Annotated in this window: 12 protein-coding genes; 10 read left to right on the top strand and 2 right to left on the bottom strand. The window is 66.8% G+C overall.

Annotated elements, in window-relative coordinates; all coding sequences use genetic code 11:
• Positions 1–884 precede the first annotated feature (884 nt).
• The 6 genes from BAMB_RS18305 to BAMB_RS18280 all read left to right on the top strand — a co-directional run bounded on the left by BAMB_RS18305 (position 885) and on the right by BAMB_RS18280 (position 7789).
• Entirely contained in the window at positions 885–1667 is a 783-nt protein-coding gene (locus BAMB_RS18305; RefSeq protein ID WP_011658657.1) for a Crp/Fnr family transcriptional regulator, read from the top strand.
• Positions 1668–1835: 168 nt separating this feature from the next.
• Entirely contained in the window at positions 1836–2087 is a 252-nt protein-coding gene (locus BAMB_RS18300; RefSeq protein ID WP_006753529.1) for an acyl carrier protein, read from the top strand.
• Positions 2084–3280: an acyl-CoA dehydrogenase family protein gene (locus BAMB_RS18295; RefSeq protein ID WP_011658656.1), complete on the top strand. Its 1197-nt coding sequence runs from the start codon at positions 2084–2086 to the stop codon at positions 3278–3280. The genes BAMB_RS18300 and BAMB_RS18295 overlap by 4 nt, the downstream gene beginning before the upstream one ends.
• On the top strand, positions 3277–4257 hold the full coding sequence (locus BAMB_RS18290; protein WP_011658655.1) for an amino acid--[acyl-carrier-protein] ligase: 981 nt from the start codon (positions 3277–3279) through the stop codon (positions 4255–4257). Before BAMB_RS18295 ends, BAMB_RS18290 begins: the two co-directional genes overlap by 4 nt.
• Positions 4254–5309 carry a DUF1839 family protein gene (locus BAMB_RS18285; RefSeq protein ID WP_011658654.1) on the top strand — a complete coding sequence of 352 codons (1056 nt, stop codon included), beginning with the start codon at positions 4254–4256 and terminating at the stop codon, positions 5307–5309. The genes BAMB_RS18290 and BAMB_RS18285 overlap by 4 nt, the downstream gene beginning before the upstream one ends.
• A 38-nt stretch (positions 5310–5347) precedes the next feature.
• Positions 5348–7789 (top strand): glycoside hydrolase family 2 protein, encoded by a 2442-nt coding sequence (locus BAMB_RS18280; RefSeq protein ID WP_045554974.1) that lies wholly within the window; start codon positions 5348–5350, stop codon positions 7787–7789.
• A 52-nt stretch (positions 7790–7841) separates the two neighbouring features.
• Here the strand turns inward: BAMB_RS18280 and BAMB_RS18275 are convergent, their stop codons facing one another.
• Positions 7842–9233: a sigma-54 dependent transcriptional regulator gene (locus BAMB_RS18275; protein WP_011658652.1), complete on the bottom strand. Its 1392-nt coding sequence runs from the start codon at positions 9231–9233 to the stop codon at positions 7842–7844.
• A gap of 1286 nt (positions 9234–10519) precedes the next feature.
• Between BAMB_RS18275 and BAMB_RS18270 the strand changes: the two genes are divergently transcribed.
• Together BAMB_RS18270 and BAMB_RS18265 are read left to right on the top strand one after the other, a co-directional pair.
• Positions 10520–11104 carry a GNAT family protein gene (locus BAMB_RS18270; RefSeq protein ID WP_011658650.1) on the top strand — a complete coding sequence of 195 codons (585 nt, stop codon included), beginning with the start codon at positions 10520–10522 and terminating at the stop codon, positions 11102–11104.
• Complete coding sequence (locus tag BAMB_RS18265; RefSeq protein WP_011658649.1) at positions 11101–12678, top strand: mannose-1-phosphate guanylyltransferase/mannose-6-phosphate isomerase; 1578 nt, start codon at positions 11101–11103, stop codon at positions 12676–12678. Before BAMB_RS18270 ends, BAMB_RS18265 begins: the two co-directional genes overlap by 4 nt.
• A 27-nt stretch (positions 12679–12705) precedes the next feature.
• On the opposite strand, the gene BAMB_RS18260 is transcribed toward BAMB_RS18265, so the two are convergent.
• Positions 12706–13980: a right-handed parallel beta-helix repeat-containing protein gene (locus BAMB_RS18260; protein WP_011658648.1), complete on the bottom strand. Its 1275-nt coding sequence runs from the start codon at positions 13978–13980 to the stop codon at positions 12706–12708.
• Between the two features lie 327 nt (positions 13981–14307).
• On the opposite strand from BAMB_RS18260, the gene BAMB_RS18255 reads away from it, so the two are divergent.
• Together BAMB_RS18255 and BAMB_RS18250 are read left to right on the top strand one after the other, a co-directional pair.
• The gene (locus BAMB_RS18255; protein ID WP_041491445.1) at positions 14308–15357 is read left to right on the top strand and encodes a glycosyltransferase family 2 protein; all 1050 of its coding nucleotides are present in this window, start codon (positions 14308–14310) and stop codon (positions 15355–15357) included.
• 383 nt (positions 15358–15740) lie between these two features.
• Positions 15741–16889 (top strand): glycosyltransferase, encoded by a 1149-nt coding sequence (locus tag BAMB_RS18250; protein WP_041491640.1) that lies wholly within the window; start codon positions 15741–15743, stop codon positions 16887–16889.
• The last annotated feature ends 26 nt before the right edge of the window (positions 16890–16915 follow it).

The following is a 16915-nucleotide window of genomic DNA, read 5'->3' as shown; positions in this document are numbered from 1 at the left end:
TGCAGCTGCGTCAGCGGAACTCGTTATCGCGATGCGCGCCCGGACGACGACGCGGGTTGCGGCCACAACCCGCGACCGAATCGACCTTCGGCTTCACGCCGCCGGATCGAATCGGCAGTCCGTTTCGACACGCCTGCCCGAATAAGCGATTTACGTGCCAATACCCGCTTCATCCTTAATATGTAAATGACACGTGATTGAGAGCGCCCGAATAGCCGCCGGAAAACCGCAAAAAGCGTCTCATTTCCGGACACCCTCCGCCGTCGCGGACACAGCATGCGATTCGACTGAACAATGATCGCGCCCCGCGCGGTGGCACCCGCAGCGGCGCGCGATGCTTATCGTTCAAATACTTACGGGCCGTTTTCAATTGTTTCCGTGATGTCTCGCGCGCCGCCGGAGCGGTTGAGCGGACCTCAAATGACCGTTTGAAACTGTCTCAAATTTGAATCGATCCACTAATTCTCAGCTTTGTAAGCTGGCGCACATATCTCCACTAAACCGATGATTCAATTGAACAAAATGATGGACTAATATCGATTGTCAAATAATGTTCAAGAGACTCCGAATAATTTCCGCTGTACGATTTGCATCGTCGTCCGATTGATTCACGATCGGCACTTAATTCGCCACTTATCCGTCGATCCACTTCGAGGCGATTAACTCACGAAAACATGAACTTCAAATCCATATAACAGTTGCATATACATCTAAACGTCAAACTTTGTGAAATGACGTAATGCGTAATTTATCGAATTCAATGGCGTGCTAGCCTTTTCCCACTATCGGCATTCGAATTCCGACGAACACAAATTCGCACGCGCGTGCTAAATCCCTCGTGGGTGGCGCCGCGCGATCCGCTATTGCCCCAACGAGGATGCGCCGTGACTCACCAGGCCAATGACGCCGTCGCCCCCGCGAGCGGCATGATCGAGCTTTCCCACAGCTTCGACGCGAACCGGTTTCTCGCCGCCGTCGACCGCGACGAACGCGCGACGCTGATTGCCAACCTTCAGCTCGTGCACCTGAAATCGGGCCAGGTGCTGTGCGAACCCGGCGAAATGCTCACCGCGGTCTACTTGCCCGTCACGACGGCGATTTCACTGCAGTACGTGTCGACCGGCGGCATGACGCTGGAAGTTGCGCAGATCGGCAGCGAGAGCGTCGTGTGCGACGACGTGATCGGCGGCAGCGGCCGGATGCCGTGCCGCGCCGTCGCATGCCGCGACGGCTTCGTCTACCGGCTCGACCGGCGCATCTTCGCCGCCGCGTTCGATGCGTCGCCGGTGATTCGCCATCTCGTGTTCGTGTGCGTGCGGCTGCTGATGGCCCAGGTCGCGCAGATCACGTTCTGCAGCCGCCATCACGTCCTCAAACATCAGTTATGCAGATGGTTCCTGCTTGCGTACGACCGCTCGCGCAGCATCGAGATCCAGGTCACCCATAGCATGCTTGCGCAGATGCTCGGCGTGCGCCGCGAGACGGTCACGGATGCCGCCGGCGAGATCCAGAGGCTCGGCCTGATCCGCCAGTACCGCAGCTCGATCGTGCTCGCCGATCTGGCCGGCCTCGAGAAACTGTCGTGCGGCTGCCGCGCGATCGTGCGCGACGAGATGAAGCGCATCCTGTCGGCCGACTCGGGCGTGAGCGCCGCGGCGCGCGCGTGACGCGCACGGCAGGTCGGCGTTCGCGGGCGCGCCGGGTCAGCCGATTGTAGGGTGGCGAACAGAACGCCGTGCGTGCGAATGGTCTACTGGTGCCGGGCTGCCGGGGGGATGTCAGCGCGCTGCGCGCGTCCGCCCGAGCGGACGACACCACGCACGCCGGAGCAGCACGTGAAAAAAGACATCAGAACCATCCTCAAGCACGTCGCCCACCTCGAAGCCGCGATCGATTCGATCGGTGACGGGGACGACCTCTACGAAGCGGGCCTCTCCTCGCTCGACACGATCCAGCTGATGCTCGCGATCGAGAAGCAGTTCAACATCGAGATTCCCGACGAGATGCTCAACCGCAACCTGTTCCGCAGCATCGACGCGCTCGCGGACACGATCGCGACCCTGCAACGCTCCGAGCATTCCGCATGAGCGCGCTGCTTCCCGAGCTCGCGGCCGACGACGAAGCGCGCCGGCTCGACGACGCCGCGCATGCGGTCGCGCACATCGCCGCGCAGCACGCGGATACCGTCGATCGCGACGCGCGCTGCCCCGTCGAGGCGATCGAGGCCATGCGCGCGCGCCGCCTGTTGAGCGCGATGGTCCCGACCCAGCTCGGCGGCATGGGCGCGTCGCTGGCCGACATCGCGTCCGCATGCTCGATCCTCGGCCAGGCCTGTGCATCGTCGGCGATGGTGTTCGCGATGCACCAGATCCAGGTCGCGTGCATCGTCAACCACGCGGCCGACCAGGGCTGGCACAAGCTGTTCCTGCAGCAGCTCGTGCGCCATCAGTGGCTGCTCGCGTCGGCAACGTCGGAAGACGGCGTCGGCGGCAACCTGCGCGCGAGCCAGTGCGCGCTCGAAACCCACGGCGGCGAATTCCGGCTGCACAAATCCGCGCCGACGATCTCGTATGGCGACTACGCGGACGGCATCCTCGCGACCGCGCGGCGCGATGCCGACGCGCCGGCGTCCGAGCAGGTGCTCGTCACGCTGCTGCGCGACGGCTATACGCTCACGCGCCGCGGCGAATGGGACACGCTCGGCATGCGCGGCACCTGCAGCAACGGCTTCGTGCTCGACGCCCGCGGTGCGACCGTGCAATGCCTGCCCGTGCCGTTCGCGCAGATCGCCGAACAGACGATGGTGCCGGTTTCGCACATCCTGTGGGCGGCGGTTTGGGTCGGCGTGGCCGGCGACGCGTTCCACCGCGCGCACCAGTTCTTCCGCGCGCAGGCGCGCCAGACCGACGGCGCGCCGTCGCCCGCGTCGCGTCGCATCGCCGAATCGCTGGCGCTGATGCAGGCGATGCAGGCGCGCGTCGACAACGTGCTGCGCCTCCATTCGAGCGCGTCCACGCGCTCGTGGTCGGCCGGCATGGCGTGGGCCGCGGAGATCAACACGCTGAAGACCTATGTGTCGTCGACGGCGCTCGAGGTCGTCCAGCAGGCCATGATGATCTGCGGAATGGCCGGCTACAAGCACGGCACGCCGTTCAGCATCGGCCGCCACCTGCGCGACCTGCACGCGGCGCCGCTGATGATCAGCAACGACCGCATTGCCGCCAATACCTCGAGCCTGCTGCTCGCACTGCGTCCCGCGACGCTGGAGAAACATTCGTGAACGATCGCCTCGCCGTACCCTCCGCCGCCTCCGCCGCCAGCGCGTCCGACGCGCCGCTCGATCGCGCAGGCGTCAATCCGCTGCGCGACGAGCTGATCGATGCGGGCCTGCTCGTGTCGACCGGGATCCAGGGCCTGTTCGGCCGCAGCGAGCGATTCGAGCGCGTCGTCGAAGCGCTCGACGCGTTCGTCACGCGCCTGGGTGCCGACCAGCAGGCCGAAGTGCTGCGCTTCCCGCCGGCGATGAGCCGCACCGAATTCGAGCGCAGCGAATACATGAAGAGCTTCCCGCAACTCGCGGGCAGCGTGCATGCGTTCTGCGGCGACGAACAGCGGCACCAGCGCGTGCTGCAGTGCCTCGATCGCGGCGAGGACTGGACCGAAAGCCAGAAGCCGACCTACGTCGTGATGACGCCGGCCGCGTGCTACCCGGTGTATCCGGTCGTCGCGCGCGCGGGTGCGCTGCCCGCCGACGGCCGCATCGTCGACGTGTTCTCGTACTGCTTCCGCCACGAGCCGTCGCTCGACCCGACCCGCATGCAGCTGTTCCGGATGCGCGAATACGTACGGATCGGCACGCCCGAGCAGATCGTCGCGTTCCGCGAGACGTGGATGGAGCGCGGCACGCGGATGATCGAGGCGCTGCGCCTGCCGAACGCGATCGACCTCGCGAACGATCCGTTCTTCGGTCGCGGCGGCAAGATCGTCGCGAACAGCCAGCGCGAGCAGAACCTGAAGTTCGAGCTGCTGATCCCGATCGAACACGACGACCGCCAGACCGCGTGCCTGAGCTTCAACTACCACATGGATCACTTCGGGCTGCTGTGGGACATCCGCACCGCGACGGGCGACGTCGCGCACACGGGCTGCGTCGGCTTCGGTCTCGAGCGGCTGACGCTCGCGCTGTTCCGTCATCACGGCTTCGATCTCGACGCATGGCCGCAGGAAGTGCGCGACGTGCTGTGGGGCACACGATGAAATTCGTGTCCCGCGACGGCGAGGACGCGTCGTTCGAGGACGTGCGCCATCGCGCACGCCACTACCGGCCGCACCCGCTGCACAGTCAGGAGATGGTCTGGAAACAGACCAACTGCTACGTCGACATGTGGCTCGAGGTGCTCCGGTGGTGGGGCCTGAATCCGTACGCGGCGCTGCCGTTTACGATCGCGCTCGATTTCGAGGGCGATCAGTTCACGTTCTTCAAGTTTCCGCACGACGAACTGGAGCGGCTCTACGGGATCGTCGTGCAGGAGCATTCGATCTACGAACCGCTCGACCAGCACATCGAGACGCAGGTCGCGCGCGGCCACCTGATGATCGTCGAGGTCGACGCGTGGTTCCTCCCCGACACGCGCGGCAGCAGCTACCGCGCGCAGCATACGAAAACGACGATCGGCATCGACGCGATCGACCGCATGCACCGCCAGATCGGCTACTTCCACAACAGCGGCTATTACGTGGCCGAGGATTTCGACTACAACGGCCTCGTCGGCGGCAGCTCGCCGATGCCGCTGCCGCCTTACGTCGAATGCGCGAAGCGGCGTTTCGCACCGCTCGACGAGCGCGTGCTGTGCGAAGTCTCGCTCGCGTCGCTGCAGCGGCACTTGCGCCGCCTGCCGGTGGTCAATCCGATCACGGCGTTCCGGCGCCAGTTGCAGATCGATACGAAGTCGCTCGCCGATTCGCCGCTCGAACGCTTTCACGCGTACTCGTTCAATTCGGTGCGGCAACTCGGCGCGAACTTCGAACTGTTCGGCCATTACACGCGCTGGCTGCAGGCAAGCGGCTGCGTCGGGCCGTTCGCGGAGATTCGCACTGCCTGCGACCGCATCGCATCGGAGGCGATGGTGCTGGAATTCCGGCTCGCGCGAGCGTGCGCGCGCGGCAAGGAAGAACGCGGCGACGCGACGCTCGACGCAATCGAAGCGGCTTACACCGATCTGATCGACTGCGCGCGGCAGATCGCCCCGCCGCTGCGGCATGCGCTGCCCGTTCGCGTCGACGCGGCGCCCGTGCCGGTGATGCGGTGACGCGCACGCGTGCCGCGCACGCCGCGCCCGCGTGGTCGATGCTCGCAACGGCCGCGGGCATCGTGCGCGGGCCGCTCGACCTCCCCGCCGACGGCTGGATCGCCGCCGCCGTCCCTGGCACGGTCGCGCAAGCGCTCGCGCTTGCCGGCCAGCATGACGATGTGGCATCGCTCGACGAGCGCGATCACTGGTATCGCGTCGAACTGCGCGGACACGGGCCGCGCGTGCTGCGCTTTCACGGCCTCGCGACGCTCGCCGACGCATGGCTCGACGACACGCCGATCCTGCGCTCGGACAGCATGTTCGTCGCGCACGACGTGCGCGTGTCGCTCGACGGCACACACCGACTCACCGTCTGCTTCCGCGCCCTCGCGCCGCACCTGCGCGACGCGCGCGCATCGCGCCGTGCACGCTGGCGCACGCGGCTGGCTGAACCGGCGACGCTGCGCACCGTGCGCACGTCGCTGCTCGGACACATGCCCGGCTGGTTTCCGCGCTGCGTGCCGACCGGACCGTGGCGGCCCGTCGACGTGCTCGACCCGGCCGACGGCCAGGTTCTCGTCCAGTGCGACCTGCATGCGCGCCTCGACGGCGACACCGGCTGGCTCGATGCGGAACTCGCGTTCGCCGCTCCGCTGCCCGATGCGTTCGCGGCCCGGCTGTCGTGCGGCGAGCACCACGCGACGCTCGAACGCTGCGGCGCCGACCGGCTGCGTGCGAGCGTCGCGGTGCCGAACGTGCGCCGCTGGTGGCCGCACACGCATGGCGAACCGGTGCTCTACGACGTCGCGCTGCACATCGGCGCCGAACGGCGGTCGCTCGGTGCGACGGGTTTCCGCACGATCGAACCGGACGCGGGCGACGACGGCAACGGGTTCGGGCTGCGCGTGAATGGCGTGCGCGTATTCGCGCGCGGCGCATGCTGGAGCAGCGCCGACCCGCTCGCGCTGCACGCGGACGACGCGACCTATGGCCGTTTGCTCGGTCACGCGCGCGACGCCGGCTTCAACATGATTCGCATCGGCGGCACGATGACCTACGAGGCCGACGCATTCCATGCGTGGTGCGACCGGCTCGGGCTGCTGGTCTGGCAGGACTTCATGTTCGCGAACTTCGACTACGCGCTCGACGATCGCGCATTCGCCGCCGCCGTCGATCGCGAAGCCGAGCAATTCCTCACGCGCCACCGCGCGTCGCCGTCGCTCGCGGTGCTGTGCGGCGGCAGCGAGATCGCACAGCAGGCCGCGATGTCGGGGCTCGCGCCGAAGCAGCGCTTCCTCGAACTGACCGCCGAGCGTCTCGCCGGCCATGCGGCGGCACGGCGGCCCGACGTGCTTTATGTCCCCGACTCGCCGGACGGCGGCGCACTGCCGTTCCAGCCGCGCGAGCGCGTGTCGCACTACTACGGCGTCGGCGCGTACCTGCGCCCGCTCGACGACTCGCGCCGCGCCGACGTGCGCTTCGCGAGCGAATGCCTCGCGTTCGCGAACGTGCCGTGCGACGCAATGCTCGCGAGCCTCGGCTGGCCCGACGTTCATGAGCCGCGCTGGAAGGCGGCCGTGCCGCGCGACCCCGGCACGTCGTGGGATTTCGACGATATTCGCGATCACTATCTGCAGACGCTGTACGACGTGGCGCCCGACCGCCTGCGACGCGAGGATCCGTCGCGCTACTTCGAGCTGTCGCGCGCGGCGATCGCGGACCTGATGCGCGACACCTTCGCCGAATGGCGGCGCACCGGCTCGCGCTGCGCGGGAGCCCTCGTCTGGCAGTTCCAGGACGTGATGCCGGGCGCCGGATGGGGCTTGATCGATGCGACGCATCGGCCGAAATCGGTGTGGTATGCGCTGCGCCAGGTGCTTCAGCCGGTGCAGGTCCTGCTCGTTGACGAAGGGTTGAACGGCCTCGATGTGCACGTGATCAACGAGCGGCCGGCGCCGCTGTCGGCGGCCGTCGAGCTGGTCGCGCTGCGCGACGGCCGCACACCGGTCGCGCGGGCCGGTGGGCCGGTCCGGATCGCCGCGCACGACACGGTGCGGCTCGGCTCGGCCGAATTGCTCGGTCGCTTCTTCGACTGGACTTACGCGTATCGCTTCGGGCCGTGCGAGCACGACACCGTCGTCGCGACGCTGCGCGCCGACGACGGCACGCTGCTGTCGCAGGCGTTCTACTTCCCGTCCCGCACGCATCCTGCGGTGTTCGCACGCCGCGAGCCCGGCATCGAAGCATGCGTGTCGCGCATCGGCGATACATGGTATGTCGACATCGACACGCGCCACGTCGCCCGTCACGTGCAGATCGACGCGCCGGGTTTCGTGCCGCGCGACGACTGGTTCGATCTCGCACCCGGCACGCCGGCACGCGTCGCGCTCGTGCCGCTCGACGACACGGGCGACCGATCAGCAGCCGGCGCGCCGCCGACCGTCGATATCCGCGCGGTCAACGCCGCGCGAACCGTGCGCGCCGCGCCGGCCGGCTGACGCAGCCGGGGCGGGGGTCGCCGATACGGTTTGCGCGGCCGCGCCGCGCGCGTCAGTCAGACGACCCCGTGCCGCGCGGCCGCTCGATGCCGTACGCTTCCATCCAGCGATAGAGCGTCGCGCGCGACACGCCGAGCTCGCGCGCGGAAGCAGCGACGCGGCCGCGCGTGCGCAGCAGCGCGGTTTCGATCGCTTCGCGCTCGATCGACTTGCGGATGTCGGCGACGGACGGCGAAGCCGCGTCGAGACAGTATTCGAGCTCGAGATCCTGCGCGGTAATCAGGCGTCCTTCCGTCATCACGACCGCGCGCCGCACACGGTTGATCAGCTCGCGGACATTGCCCGGCCAGTCGTGCTTGTAGAGCGCCGTGATCGCATCCGTCGAGAAGCCGCGCACGCGATGGCGCGCGTCGCCGCGAAAGCGTTCGAGCATGTGATGCGCGAGCAGTTCGATGTCCTTGCCGCGCGCGCGCAGCGGCGGCTGGTCGATGCGCATCACGCACAGGCGGTGGAACAGATCCGCGCGAAACCGCCCTTCTTCCATCGCCTCGCGCAGGTCGACGTGCGTCGCCGAGACGATCCGCACGTCGACCGGCACCGGATCGCTGCCGCCGAGGCGGTGAATCGCGCGCTCCTGCAGGAAGCGCAGCAGGCTCGCCTGACTCTCGTGCGGCAGATCGCCGATTTCATCGAGCAGCAGCGTGCCGCCGTTCGCGGCTTCGACGTAGCCGGCCTTGCGCGCGTTCGCGCCGGTAAACGCGCCGCGCTCGTAGCCGAACAGTTCCGATTGCAATAGATGCGGCGGGATCGCGCCGCAGTTGACCGCGACGAACGGGCCGTTGCGCCGCTCCGAATGACGATGGATCGCGACGGCCGTCAGCTCCTTGCCGGTTCCCGTCTCGCCGAACACGAATACCGGTGCGTCGGTGCGCGCGAAACGCCGCACCGTATCGAACAGCCGCAGCATCGCGCTGCAGGTGCCGACGATGCCGTTCTCCTGCGATTCGAGGCGTTCGCGATCGCGCGCGAACAGGCATTCCATTCCGTACGCATGGCCGACCGTGTCGGCGATCCGCTGATGCGACGCGGGCAACGTGATGTAGTCGAAGCAATAGTCGCGCAACAGCGCGCGCACGTTCGGCGACGCGGTCTGACCGGTCTCGACCAGTGCGACCCACACGACATCGCGCATCGACGCGCAGGTGGACGCGATGCTGCCGATCGCGTCGGCGTGGCCGCCGCTCAGGTCGAGGATGCCGCAGGTGATTTCGCCCGAGGTGTCGCGCAGCTCGCTCGCGTGCGCGACGATCGTCACTTTCCAGTCGCGTCGCGCGAGTTCCTTGCGAAGCATGACGGAAGGCGACTGCGTCCAGTAAATCAGAGGACGCTGCCCGGAAGTCCTCCCCGCGCCGGCGCTCTTATCGCGCGTTATTGGCATATTCATAGCGAACCATCACTTTCTCCACTCCGCGAACCGTTCGCGTGCGCTGCGGGCGGCGGCGCATGGCCGCCGGTCCGTGCTGCGTTTCCGCAGCCTTGGCGAAGATCGAAACTGCACACGGCGAGAACCCCCGGAGGTCGAGCCGGATTTCATCCGGCCTCATTGTCATCGAACTCGAAGGGAACGCGCGGCCGTGGAAGCCACGGCGTTCCGGCTTTGATGCGACGCGCTGTCAGGCGGAGCACGTCGGCAAACGGGAATCCCGTCCGCATTTGCGTCGCGTCGTACACGACAGTCGCGCTCGATGCTGAACTGGACGGCCGCCAGCCCGCTTTCGGAATGGCTGCCTCATTTCATTTACTCCCGAATTTACACCCCGTATCGAGACGGCTTGTTACCAAACGATAAACATCGATTCAGCCGGTTACGCCGCCGCCCCGCCAGCCCCGCCGCATTTAGCGACTCGGATTTGATTATCTACGACCATTCGCGTCAATCAGTGGCAAATACCACTTTTCTGCAAGATGGGTACTGCTCATTGCCTACGATTCTGAATGAAATCGCGTGTAAGAACCGCGCAGTGTTTTTCAGGCGTCGGTAATCGCCTGCGTCGCGCGACACGGGAATGTCACATCGAATACCGGCGAACCGCGCGTGGTCGTTACAACGTCGTAATGAAGCGACGGTGCATCGCGGCAGCGCAACCTGCCGTGTCGTCCGCTTCATTGCGCAACGCAGCATGCTCGGCATGCACGGCGCGCGCCCTGGCGCTCCCGCCGAGCCGACGCGACAGGCAACGCGCAGTAGCAAGTATGCACGCGTCGTGCCGGTGCGCCGAAACGGCGGTGTCCGAATGACGGACCTGCGCCGCGCGAGGAAATCGATGAAGCGACAGACGTTGGTCTGCATGCGACAGTCGATCGTATGCGCCCGAGGCGGCGATGTGCGACCCGCCGGTCGTGAGCAATCGCGATGTTCAAGTACGGCCCCCGGTTTCTTCAATCGTGTTCGATGCCGACGGCCCGTACTGCGTGCTGAGCAGCGGCCCGTCGCGACAGGCTAATTATGGAAAAGCCTCCGCTCGGCCAGTGTGTGCTACCGCACATTGCTCCGCTCGCGGCACGCGGACGCGCCGCGCGGCCCGTTCCTGCCCGCTTCAAACGGGTGGGTGAGTAGGCTGTCGAACAGACCGGCGCACGCCGCATCCGCATCATGGGCATCGCCGCGCCGTACCGCGTGAACGCGTTCGTGCGTACGGCGTGCTGAAGGCTTCACACGAGGACCGCATCATGGAATGGCATTGTTGTGAATTCGAACATCTGAGCGCCGTCGATCTCTATGCAATCCTGCGCTCGCGTAACGCGGTGCTGGTGGTCGAGGACGCGCACACGCATCTCGACATCGACGGCAAGGATGCGCACGCGCTGCACGTGTTCGCGCGCATGCACACGGGCGACATGATCGAAGTCGTCGCGTACGCGCGCGTGCTGCCCGGCGACGAAGTCGATCCGGACGTCGTAATCGACAAGGTGCTGACAAGCGAGGCATGTCGCGACGACGCCACCCTCGAGCAGCTGATGCAGCGCGCGCTCACGGCCGCGCAGGCCGCGTGGCCCGACGTGGCGGTACGCACGCACGTTCCCGCTCAGCGCCAGGCTTTCTACAAACGCTTCGGATTCCGCAAGGCCTACGGCCCGTATCTCGAACAGGGCGCGCCGTTCGTCGGTCTCGTCCGGCCGGCCGACCGTGCCGCCGGCACGCTGCGCAAGCTGCTGTCGCGGGCCGCCCCGGCGCCGCGCCCGCGAAACGACGACGCGCGCGCCGACGGCCGCACACACAACCGGCTGCCCGCCGATACCGGAGCCAATCGATGACCACCCTTCGCCCGGTTCCCGAACCCGAGCTGCCCCGCATCCTGCCCGTCATTCTCGCGGGCGGTTCGGGCACGCGGCTCTGGCCGCTGTCGCGCGAGCAGTATCCGAAGCAACTGATCGAGCTGACGTCGAACGAATCGCCGCTGTCGGCGACCGCGCGCCGGCTGAACGGCATCGCGAACGCATCGCTCGGCGACACGCTGCTGCTGGTGTGCGGCGAACAGCATCGCATCATGAGCGCCGCCCAGGTGCTCGGCCGCGCCGCGCCCGCGCGCATCCTGCTCGAGCCGGCCGCGCGCAACACGGCACCCGCGCTGACACTCGCGGCGCTCGACGCCAGCGTGCTCGCGGACGATCCCGTCCTAGCGGTCATGCCGGCCGATCACGTGATCGGCGACGTCGGCGCATTCCATGAAGCGATCGGACGCGCGGCCCGCTACGCGCAGGAAGGCGCGATCGTCACGCTCGGCGTGCTGCCGCGCCGCGCGGAAACCGGCTACGGCTACATCCAGGTCGGCGAACCGCGCGCGGGCCGACTCGGCGGACAAGGCGGCTACACGATCGGGCGCTTCGTCGAAAAGCCGAACGCCGCGCTCGCCGAGCGCTACCTGCATTCCGGCGACTACTGGTGGAACAGCGGCATTTTCGTCACGCGCGCATCGATCTGGTTGAAGGCGATCCGCGCGCTCGCGCCCGACATCCATGCGGCCTGCGATGCGGCGTGGCGTGCGGGCATCGCGGAGGATCCGTTCTTCCGGATCGACGCGGCGGCCTTCGACGCGTGCCCGGCCGACTCGATCGACTACGCGGTCATGGAGCGGCTCGCGGAGAGCCCCGACCTCGGCATCGAAGGCATCGTCGTGCCGCTTTCGGCCGGCTGGTCGGACGTCGGCACCTGGGATGCGATCTGGGAAATCATGCCGAAGGACGATCAGGGCAACGTCGCACGCGGGCCGATCGTGTTCGAGGACACGCAGGACAGTTTCGTGCGCTCGGAAGGCCGGCTGATCGCATGCGTCGGGATGAAGGACGTCGTCGTGATCGAAACGCCCGATGCGGTGCTGGTCGCGAACAAGCACGACGTGCAGCGCGTGAAGAACATCGTCGCGCGCCTGAAGACCGAGCAGCGCCCCCAGGCGAGCGAGCACCGCAAGGTGCAGCGGCCGTGGGGACACTACGATTCGATCGATCTCGGCGAGCGGTTCCAGGTGAAGCGGATCGTCGTCGAACCCGGCAAGCAACTGTCGCTGCAAATGCACTATCACCGCGCCGAGCACTGGATCGTCGTGCGCGGCACCGCGAAGGTCACGCGCGGCAGCGACACGTTCCTGCTCAGCGAAAACGAATCGACCTACATTGCCGTCGGCGAGGTCCATCGGCTCGAGAATCCCGGCCGGATCCCGCTCGAGATCATCGAGGTGCAGTCGGGCGACTATCTCGGCGAAGACGATATCGTGCGGTTCGACGATCGGTATGGACGGCCGGTCGTCGATTCCGCGCAGCCGGCGCCACGTTCACCGTGCGAGCCTGACGAGCCGCAGGAGGAAGCGGCGGAACGGGACGCCGTTCGATAGGCGCGTTCGATTTGCGTCGGCGCGCGGTCATTCGATGCTTCGCTGCGACCAGCGCGCCTGCCTCACGGTCTCGCGCACGCGCGGCAGCGACGACGGATCCGCGCCGAGCGCGTCGGCACCCGTCGCTGTCGACTGACGCGCGGTCGCACACGTCGCCTCTTTCACCGCGTTCGCCGACGGCCGCGACGGCCCATCGCTCGCGCAATCCTTGCCGGGGCCGACCCGCACCGCCATGCCGCCGATTCCCGACAGCTGGTTGTCCGCGAGCCGCACGCCCGATACGTTTCCCCACAGGCGAATGCCGTCGAAGCGCGCATTCGACACGCGGTTGCCGATCACGGTCACACGCGACACCGACCCCGACCACGTGCTGACCTCGATCGCCGCCTGCTGCGTGATCGGACGCGGATCGGTGCGGCCCGTCGCCGTCTGGATGTCCGCGATCACGTTATTCTCGATGCGCACGTCCGACGCGCCGTAAGTGTGGTTGCTGTCTTCCTGCGCGACGAGAATCCCCGCGCTCACCTGCACGTTGCGCACGATGTTGTTCGAGATGGTGACATTCGCGCCGCCCACCACCGTGATGCCCCGGCCCCACGGGTTGCCTTCCAGTGAATTGCCGGTAATCAGCACGTTGCGCGTCAGCACGCCTTCCGCCTGGTAACTCACCACGGCGATCATGTCGTCCCCGGTGCCGCGCACGACATTGCCGCGCACGAGCACGTCGTGCGAGCCGTGCGTCATGTGAATGCCGTCGGCCAGCGTCGACAGCACCTCGTTGCCGACGATCGCGACCTCCGCGCCGCCGAACACGAAGATGCCGGCGCCGGCGCCGCCGTCGATCACGTTGTCGAGCACCTGCACGCCGCGTCCCGTGACTTCGATCTTCGTCGATTCCGGTGTCGTCAGGCGCGTCGTGCCGGTGCCCGCAAGACGGAAGCCTACTAGCGTCGTACCGTCGCCACGCATCTCGACCGTCTGGTCGTCCGCGATGGTCGCGATCAGCGTCGCGCCGTAGCCCGACACCACGACATTCGGCTGCCGCACGACCAGCGAACGGCCGACCACGTACCGCCCCGGTGCGAATACCAGGCGCTGGCCCGGCTGCAACGCGTCCAGCGCATGTTGCAGCATGTCGGCCTGATCGGCCGCGTCCGCGGCGGGACGCACGTAGGCATCCGGCACATTCGCATGAAGCGCGCCAGATGCTGCCGCAGCACCATCCGGCCACGCCAATGCGCCTGCCATGCACATGCCGGCGATCAACGCGCAGGCGCGGAACGAGCATTGCGGTCTACGCATATCGAATCCTTTCCTCTGGAATGACATCGCGCGCGTCGGCATGCACACGCGAATCGCCGGGTGCCCGCCGAGGCGCCCGCCCAAGACACCCTCGTCGCAGCGGACGACGCGATACGTTCGATTGAATCATTCGATCCGGCCGGGTGTCGGTGCGTCAACAGACCGATGCGTGCCGCCTGCGCGGCGCATCGCCGAACGGTAGGCTCGCGAACCGAGCGCCGATCTGCAATCCGTATCATGGCCACCATACGACGCGGCCGCGCTCCGGCGTCGCCGCAAGGCACCGGGCATCCGGCCGTCCGCTCTTCGCTCGTCCAGAACCCGTTCATGACCGACCTGACCATCGCCATCTGCAACTACAACCACGGCGCATACCTGCGCGACGCGATCGATTCGGCGCTCGCGCAGACGGTGCACGGTGTACGCGTGCTGGTCGTCGACGACGGTTCCACCGACGATTCGCGCGACATCATTCACTCATATGGCGAGCGCGTGACGGCGGTGTTCCAGGAAAATCGCGGTCAGGTTGCCGCGTACAACCGCGCACTCGAGCATGTCGCGACGCGCTACGTGATCCTGCTCGACGCGGACGACCTCCTCTATGCGGACGCCGCGGCCCGCGTGCTGGCCGCGTTTGCGTCCGGCGACTTCGTGAAGGTCCACTTCCGGCTCGACGTGATCGCGCGTGACGGTGCGATGACCGGTGCGAGCGTGCCGCAGCAGTCCGTCGACACCGATTGCGGCCGCCTGTTGCGCGCGGGCTGGCTGTATCCGTCGCCGCCCGCGTCCGGCAACGCGTACCGGGTCGACGCGCTCAAGCGCATCTTTCCGGTGCCTGTCACGCCCGACAACCTGCATGGCGCGGATTTCTATGCGATCTACGGCATCGCATTGCTCGGCGCCGTGCACATGATCGACGCAACGCTCGGTGGCTATCGCGTGCATCAGCAGCCAGATTCACGCCCGGTCGCCGACACACCTGCCCTTGCACTCACCAATTCGGAAGACGCCGCGACGGGCGCGTTGAAGGCGGAACGCCGATGGGCGACGCTGCGCACGCTCGCCGGCACGCGGTTGCACGAAGCGTTGCCGATCGCGCCGCTCGACTTCGCGATCGAAAAGGCCCGCTTCGCCAGCACGCTGTATCACGCGCCGCTCGTGCGGCGCTGGCGCTGGTTCCTGTGCGAATCCGGACGCTACTGGCATACCGTGCTGCGCAATCCGTTCTGGCGTCCTGCAAAGAAGGTGGCCGTCGCCGGGCTGTCGCTCGCGTGCCTGCTGCCATCGTCAACGCTCAGCAACCGTGCGATTCGCTATATCTCCAATCCGCTTGCGCGCGTGCGCAAGTCGTCCGGGCAGCGCGTCGGCACACGATAGCGTCGTCGGGCCGTAACGTCCGCCGCCGAATCGCTTCTTCGGTAAGCCATCGCACCCAGTCGTTCGCGCATGCGCTGCACAATGATCCGGACCAGTGGATTCACGCGCACTGACCGGACTTCGTCGTTGCATCGTCCCCAGTCGCCGTAGTCGAACGCGGTTTCGATTCGTCGCGCTGCATCGCGTTTGGCGCAATTCGACCGACCGCTTTATCCGCTTCGCACACGCGATCCAGGCAGCGGGATTCAATGGCCACGACTCGCAAGCATTTATCAATTAGGAATGCATAGTTCAAGGAAACGGACGACGCGACCGCACGATTCACCGGCTGCCCGCCACTGCGACGGGCGATGACCGACGCGATCGGATCGCTGGACCCAAAGATGACCACAGAAAAGATCGTTCATATTGCCGAAGCGTTTGGTGGCGGCGTGCTTTCGATGCTGACGCATCTCGCCAACCATGCCGCGGCAACCGGCGCCGACGTCACGGTACTGCACTCGGTCCGAGCGGAAACGCCGGCCGATTTTTCAACTCTGTTCCGGCCCGACGTGAAGCTCGTCCATGTCGACATGGTGCGCGAGGTCAGCGTCGCCCATGACCTGCGGAGCTTGCGCGCGCTGATCCACAACCTGCGCGACTGCCAGCCGACCGCAATCCATCTGCATTCGTCGAAGGCCGGCGTGCTGGGGCGGGTCGCCGCCCGGATCGCCGCGCCGAATGCGACGGTCCTCTACTCGCCGCACGGGCTCTCGTTCCTGCGCTGCGACGTGTCGCGCATGAAGCAGTTCGCGTATCTGAGCTTCGAACGCATCGCGGCGCGCATCGGCGGCACCGTCGTCGCCTGCTCGGGCAGCGAGCTCGGCGAGATCAGAAGAAAGGTCAGGCCGAAATCGGCGGTCCTGGTGGAAAACGGCGTCCATGTGGCGGAGATCCCGCCGCGTCGAACGCGCGACGATCGCAAGGTCGTCATCGGAATGAGCGGTCGTGCGTCGTTCCAGAAGAACCATGAAGCATTCGTGCGGCTCGCCAACACGCTGCACGGCGCCGACGTCGAGTTTCTGTGGATCGGCGGCAACGCGGCCGAGATTGCGGATCCCAGCCAGCGCAGTGCCGTCGTCTGCAGTGGCTGGGTGACCCGCGCGCGGGCGCTGGCGCTCACGTCCGAACTGGACATCTACGTGCAGACCTCCCGCTGGGAAGGCATGCCGGTCGCGCTGATCGAAGCGCAGGTTGCCGGCATACCGGCCGTGGTGACGGACGTCGTCGGCAATCGCGACGTGGTGATCCACGGCGTGACCGGCTACGTCGCGTCGAACGCCGACGAGATGTCCGCCTACGTGGCCATGCTCCGCGACGATCGGCAGCTACGCGAACAAATGGGCGCCGCGGCCCGGCAACGCGCGATCCAGCGATTTTCGATCAACGCGATCTTCCGCCAGTGGAACGCCCTCTACGGACTCGGCGCCGACGAGCCGCGTGCCGACACACGCGACTTCGAGCCGGTTGCACCGGATCACGTCGAAGCCTGATCCCGATTTCGACACCTCCTTATCGA

The organism is Burkholderia ambifaria AMMD, from assembly GCF_000203915.1.
GTDB lineage: Bacteria > Pseudomonadota > Gammaproteobacteria > Burkholderiales > Burkholderiaceae > Burkholderia > Burkholderia ambifaria.
This window is presented reverse-complemented; position numbering and strand designations above follow the sequence as displayed.

Excerpts from the sequence above, each read along its gene's own strand:
- BAMB_RS18270 (WP_011658650.1), top strand. The coding sequence starts at position 10,520 with ATGGAATGGCATTGTTGTGAATTCGAACATCTGAGCGCCGTCGATCTC.
- BAMB_RS18255 (WP_041491445.1), top strand. The coding sequence starts at position 14,308 with ATGACCGACCTGACCATCGCCATCTGCAACTACAACCACGGCGCATAC.
- BAMB_RS18295 (WP_011658656.1), top strand. The coding sequence starts at position 2,084 with ATGAGCGCGCTGCTTCCCGAGCTCGCGGCCGACGACGAAGCGCGCCGG.
- BAMB_RS18285 (WP_011658654.1), top strand. The coding sequence starts at position 4,254 with ATGAAATTCGTGTCCCGCGACGGCGAGGACGCGTCGTTCGAGGACGTG.
- BAMB_RS18260 (WP_011658648.1), bottom strand. The coding sequence starts at position 13,980 with ATGCGTAGACCGCAATGCTCGTTCCGCGCCTGCGCGTTGATCGCCGGC.
- BAMB_RS18280 (WP_045554974.1), top strand. The coding sequence starts at position 5,348 with ATGCTCGCAACGGCCGCGGGCATCGTGCGCGGGCCGCTCGACCTCCCC.
- BAMB_RS18275 (WP_011658652.1), bottom strand. The coding sequence starts at position 9,233 with ATGAATATGCCAATAACGCGCGATAAGAGCGCCGGCGCGGGGAGGACT.
- BAMB_RS18250 (WP_041491640.1), top strand. The coding sequence starts at position 15,741 with ATGACCACAGAAAAGATCGTTCATATTGCCGAAGCGTTTGGTGGCGGC.
- BAMB_RS18265 (WP_011658649.1), top strand. The coding sequence starts at position 11,101 with ATGACCACCCTTCGCCCGGTTCCCGAACCCGAGCTGCCCCGCATCCTG.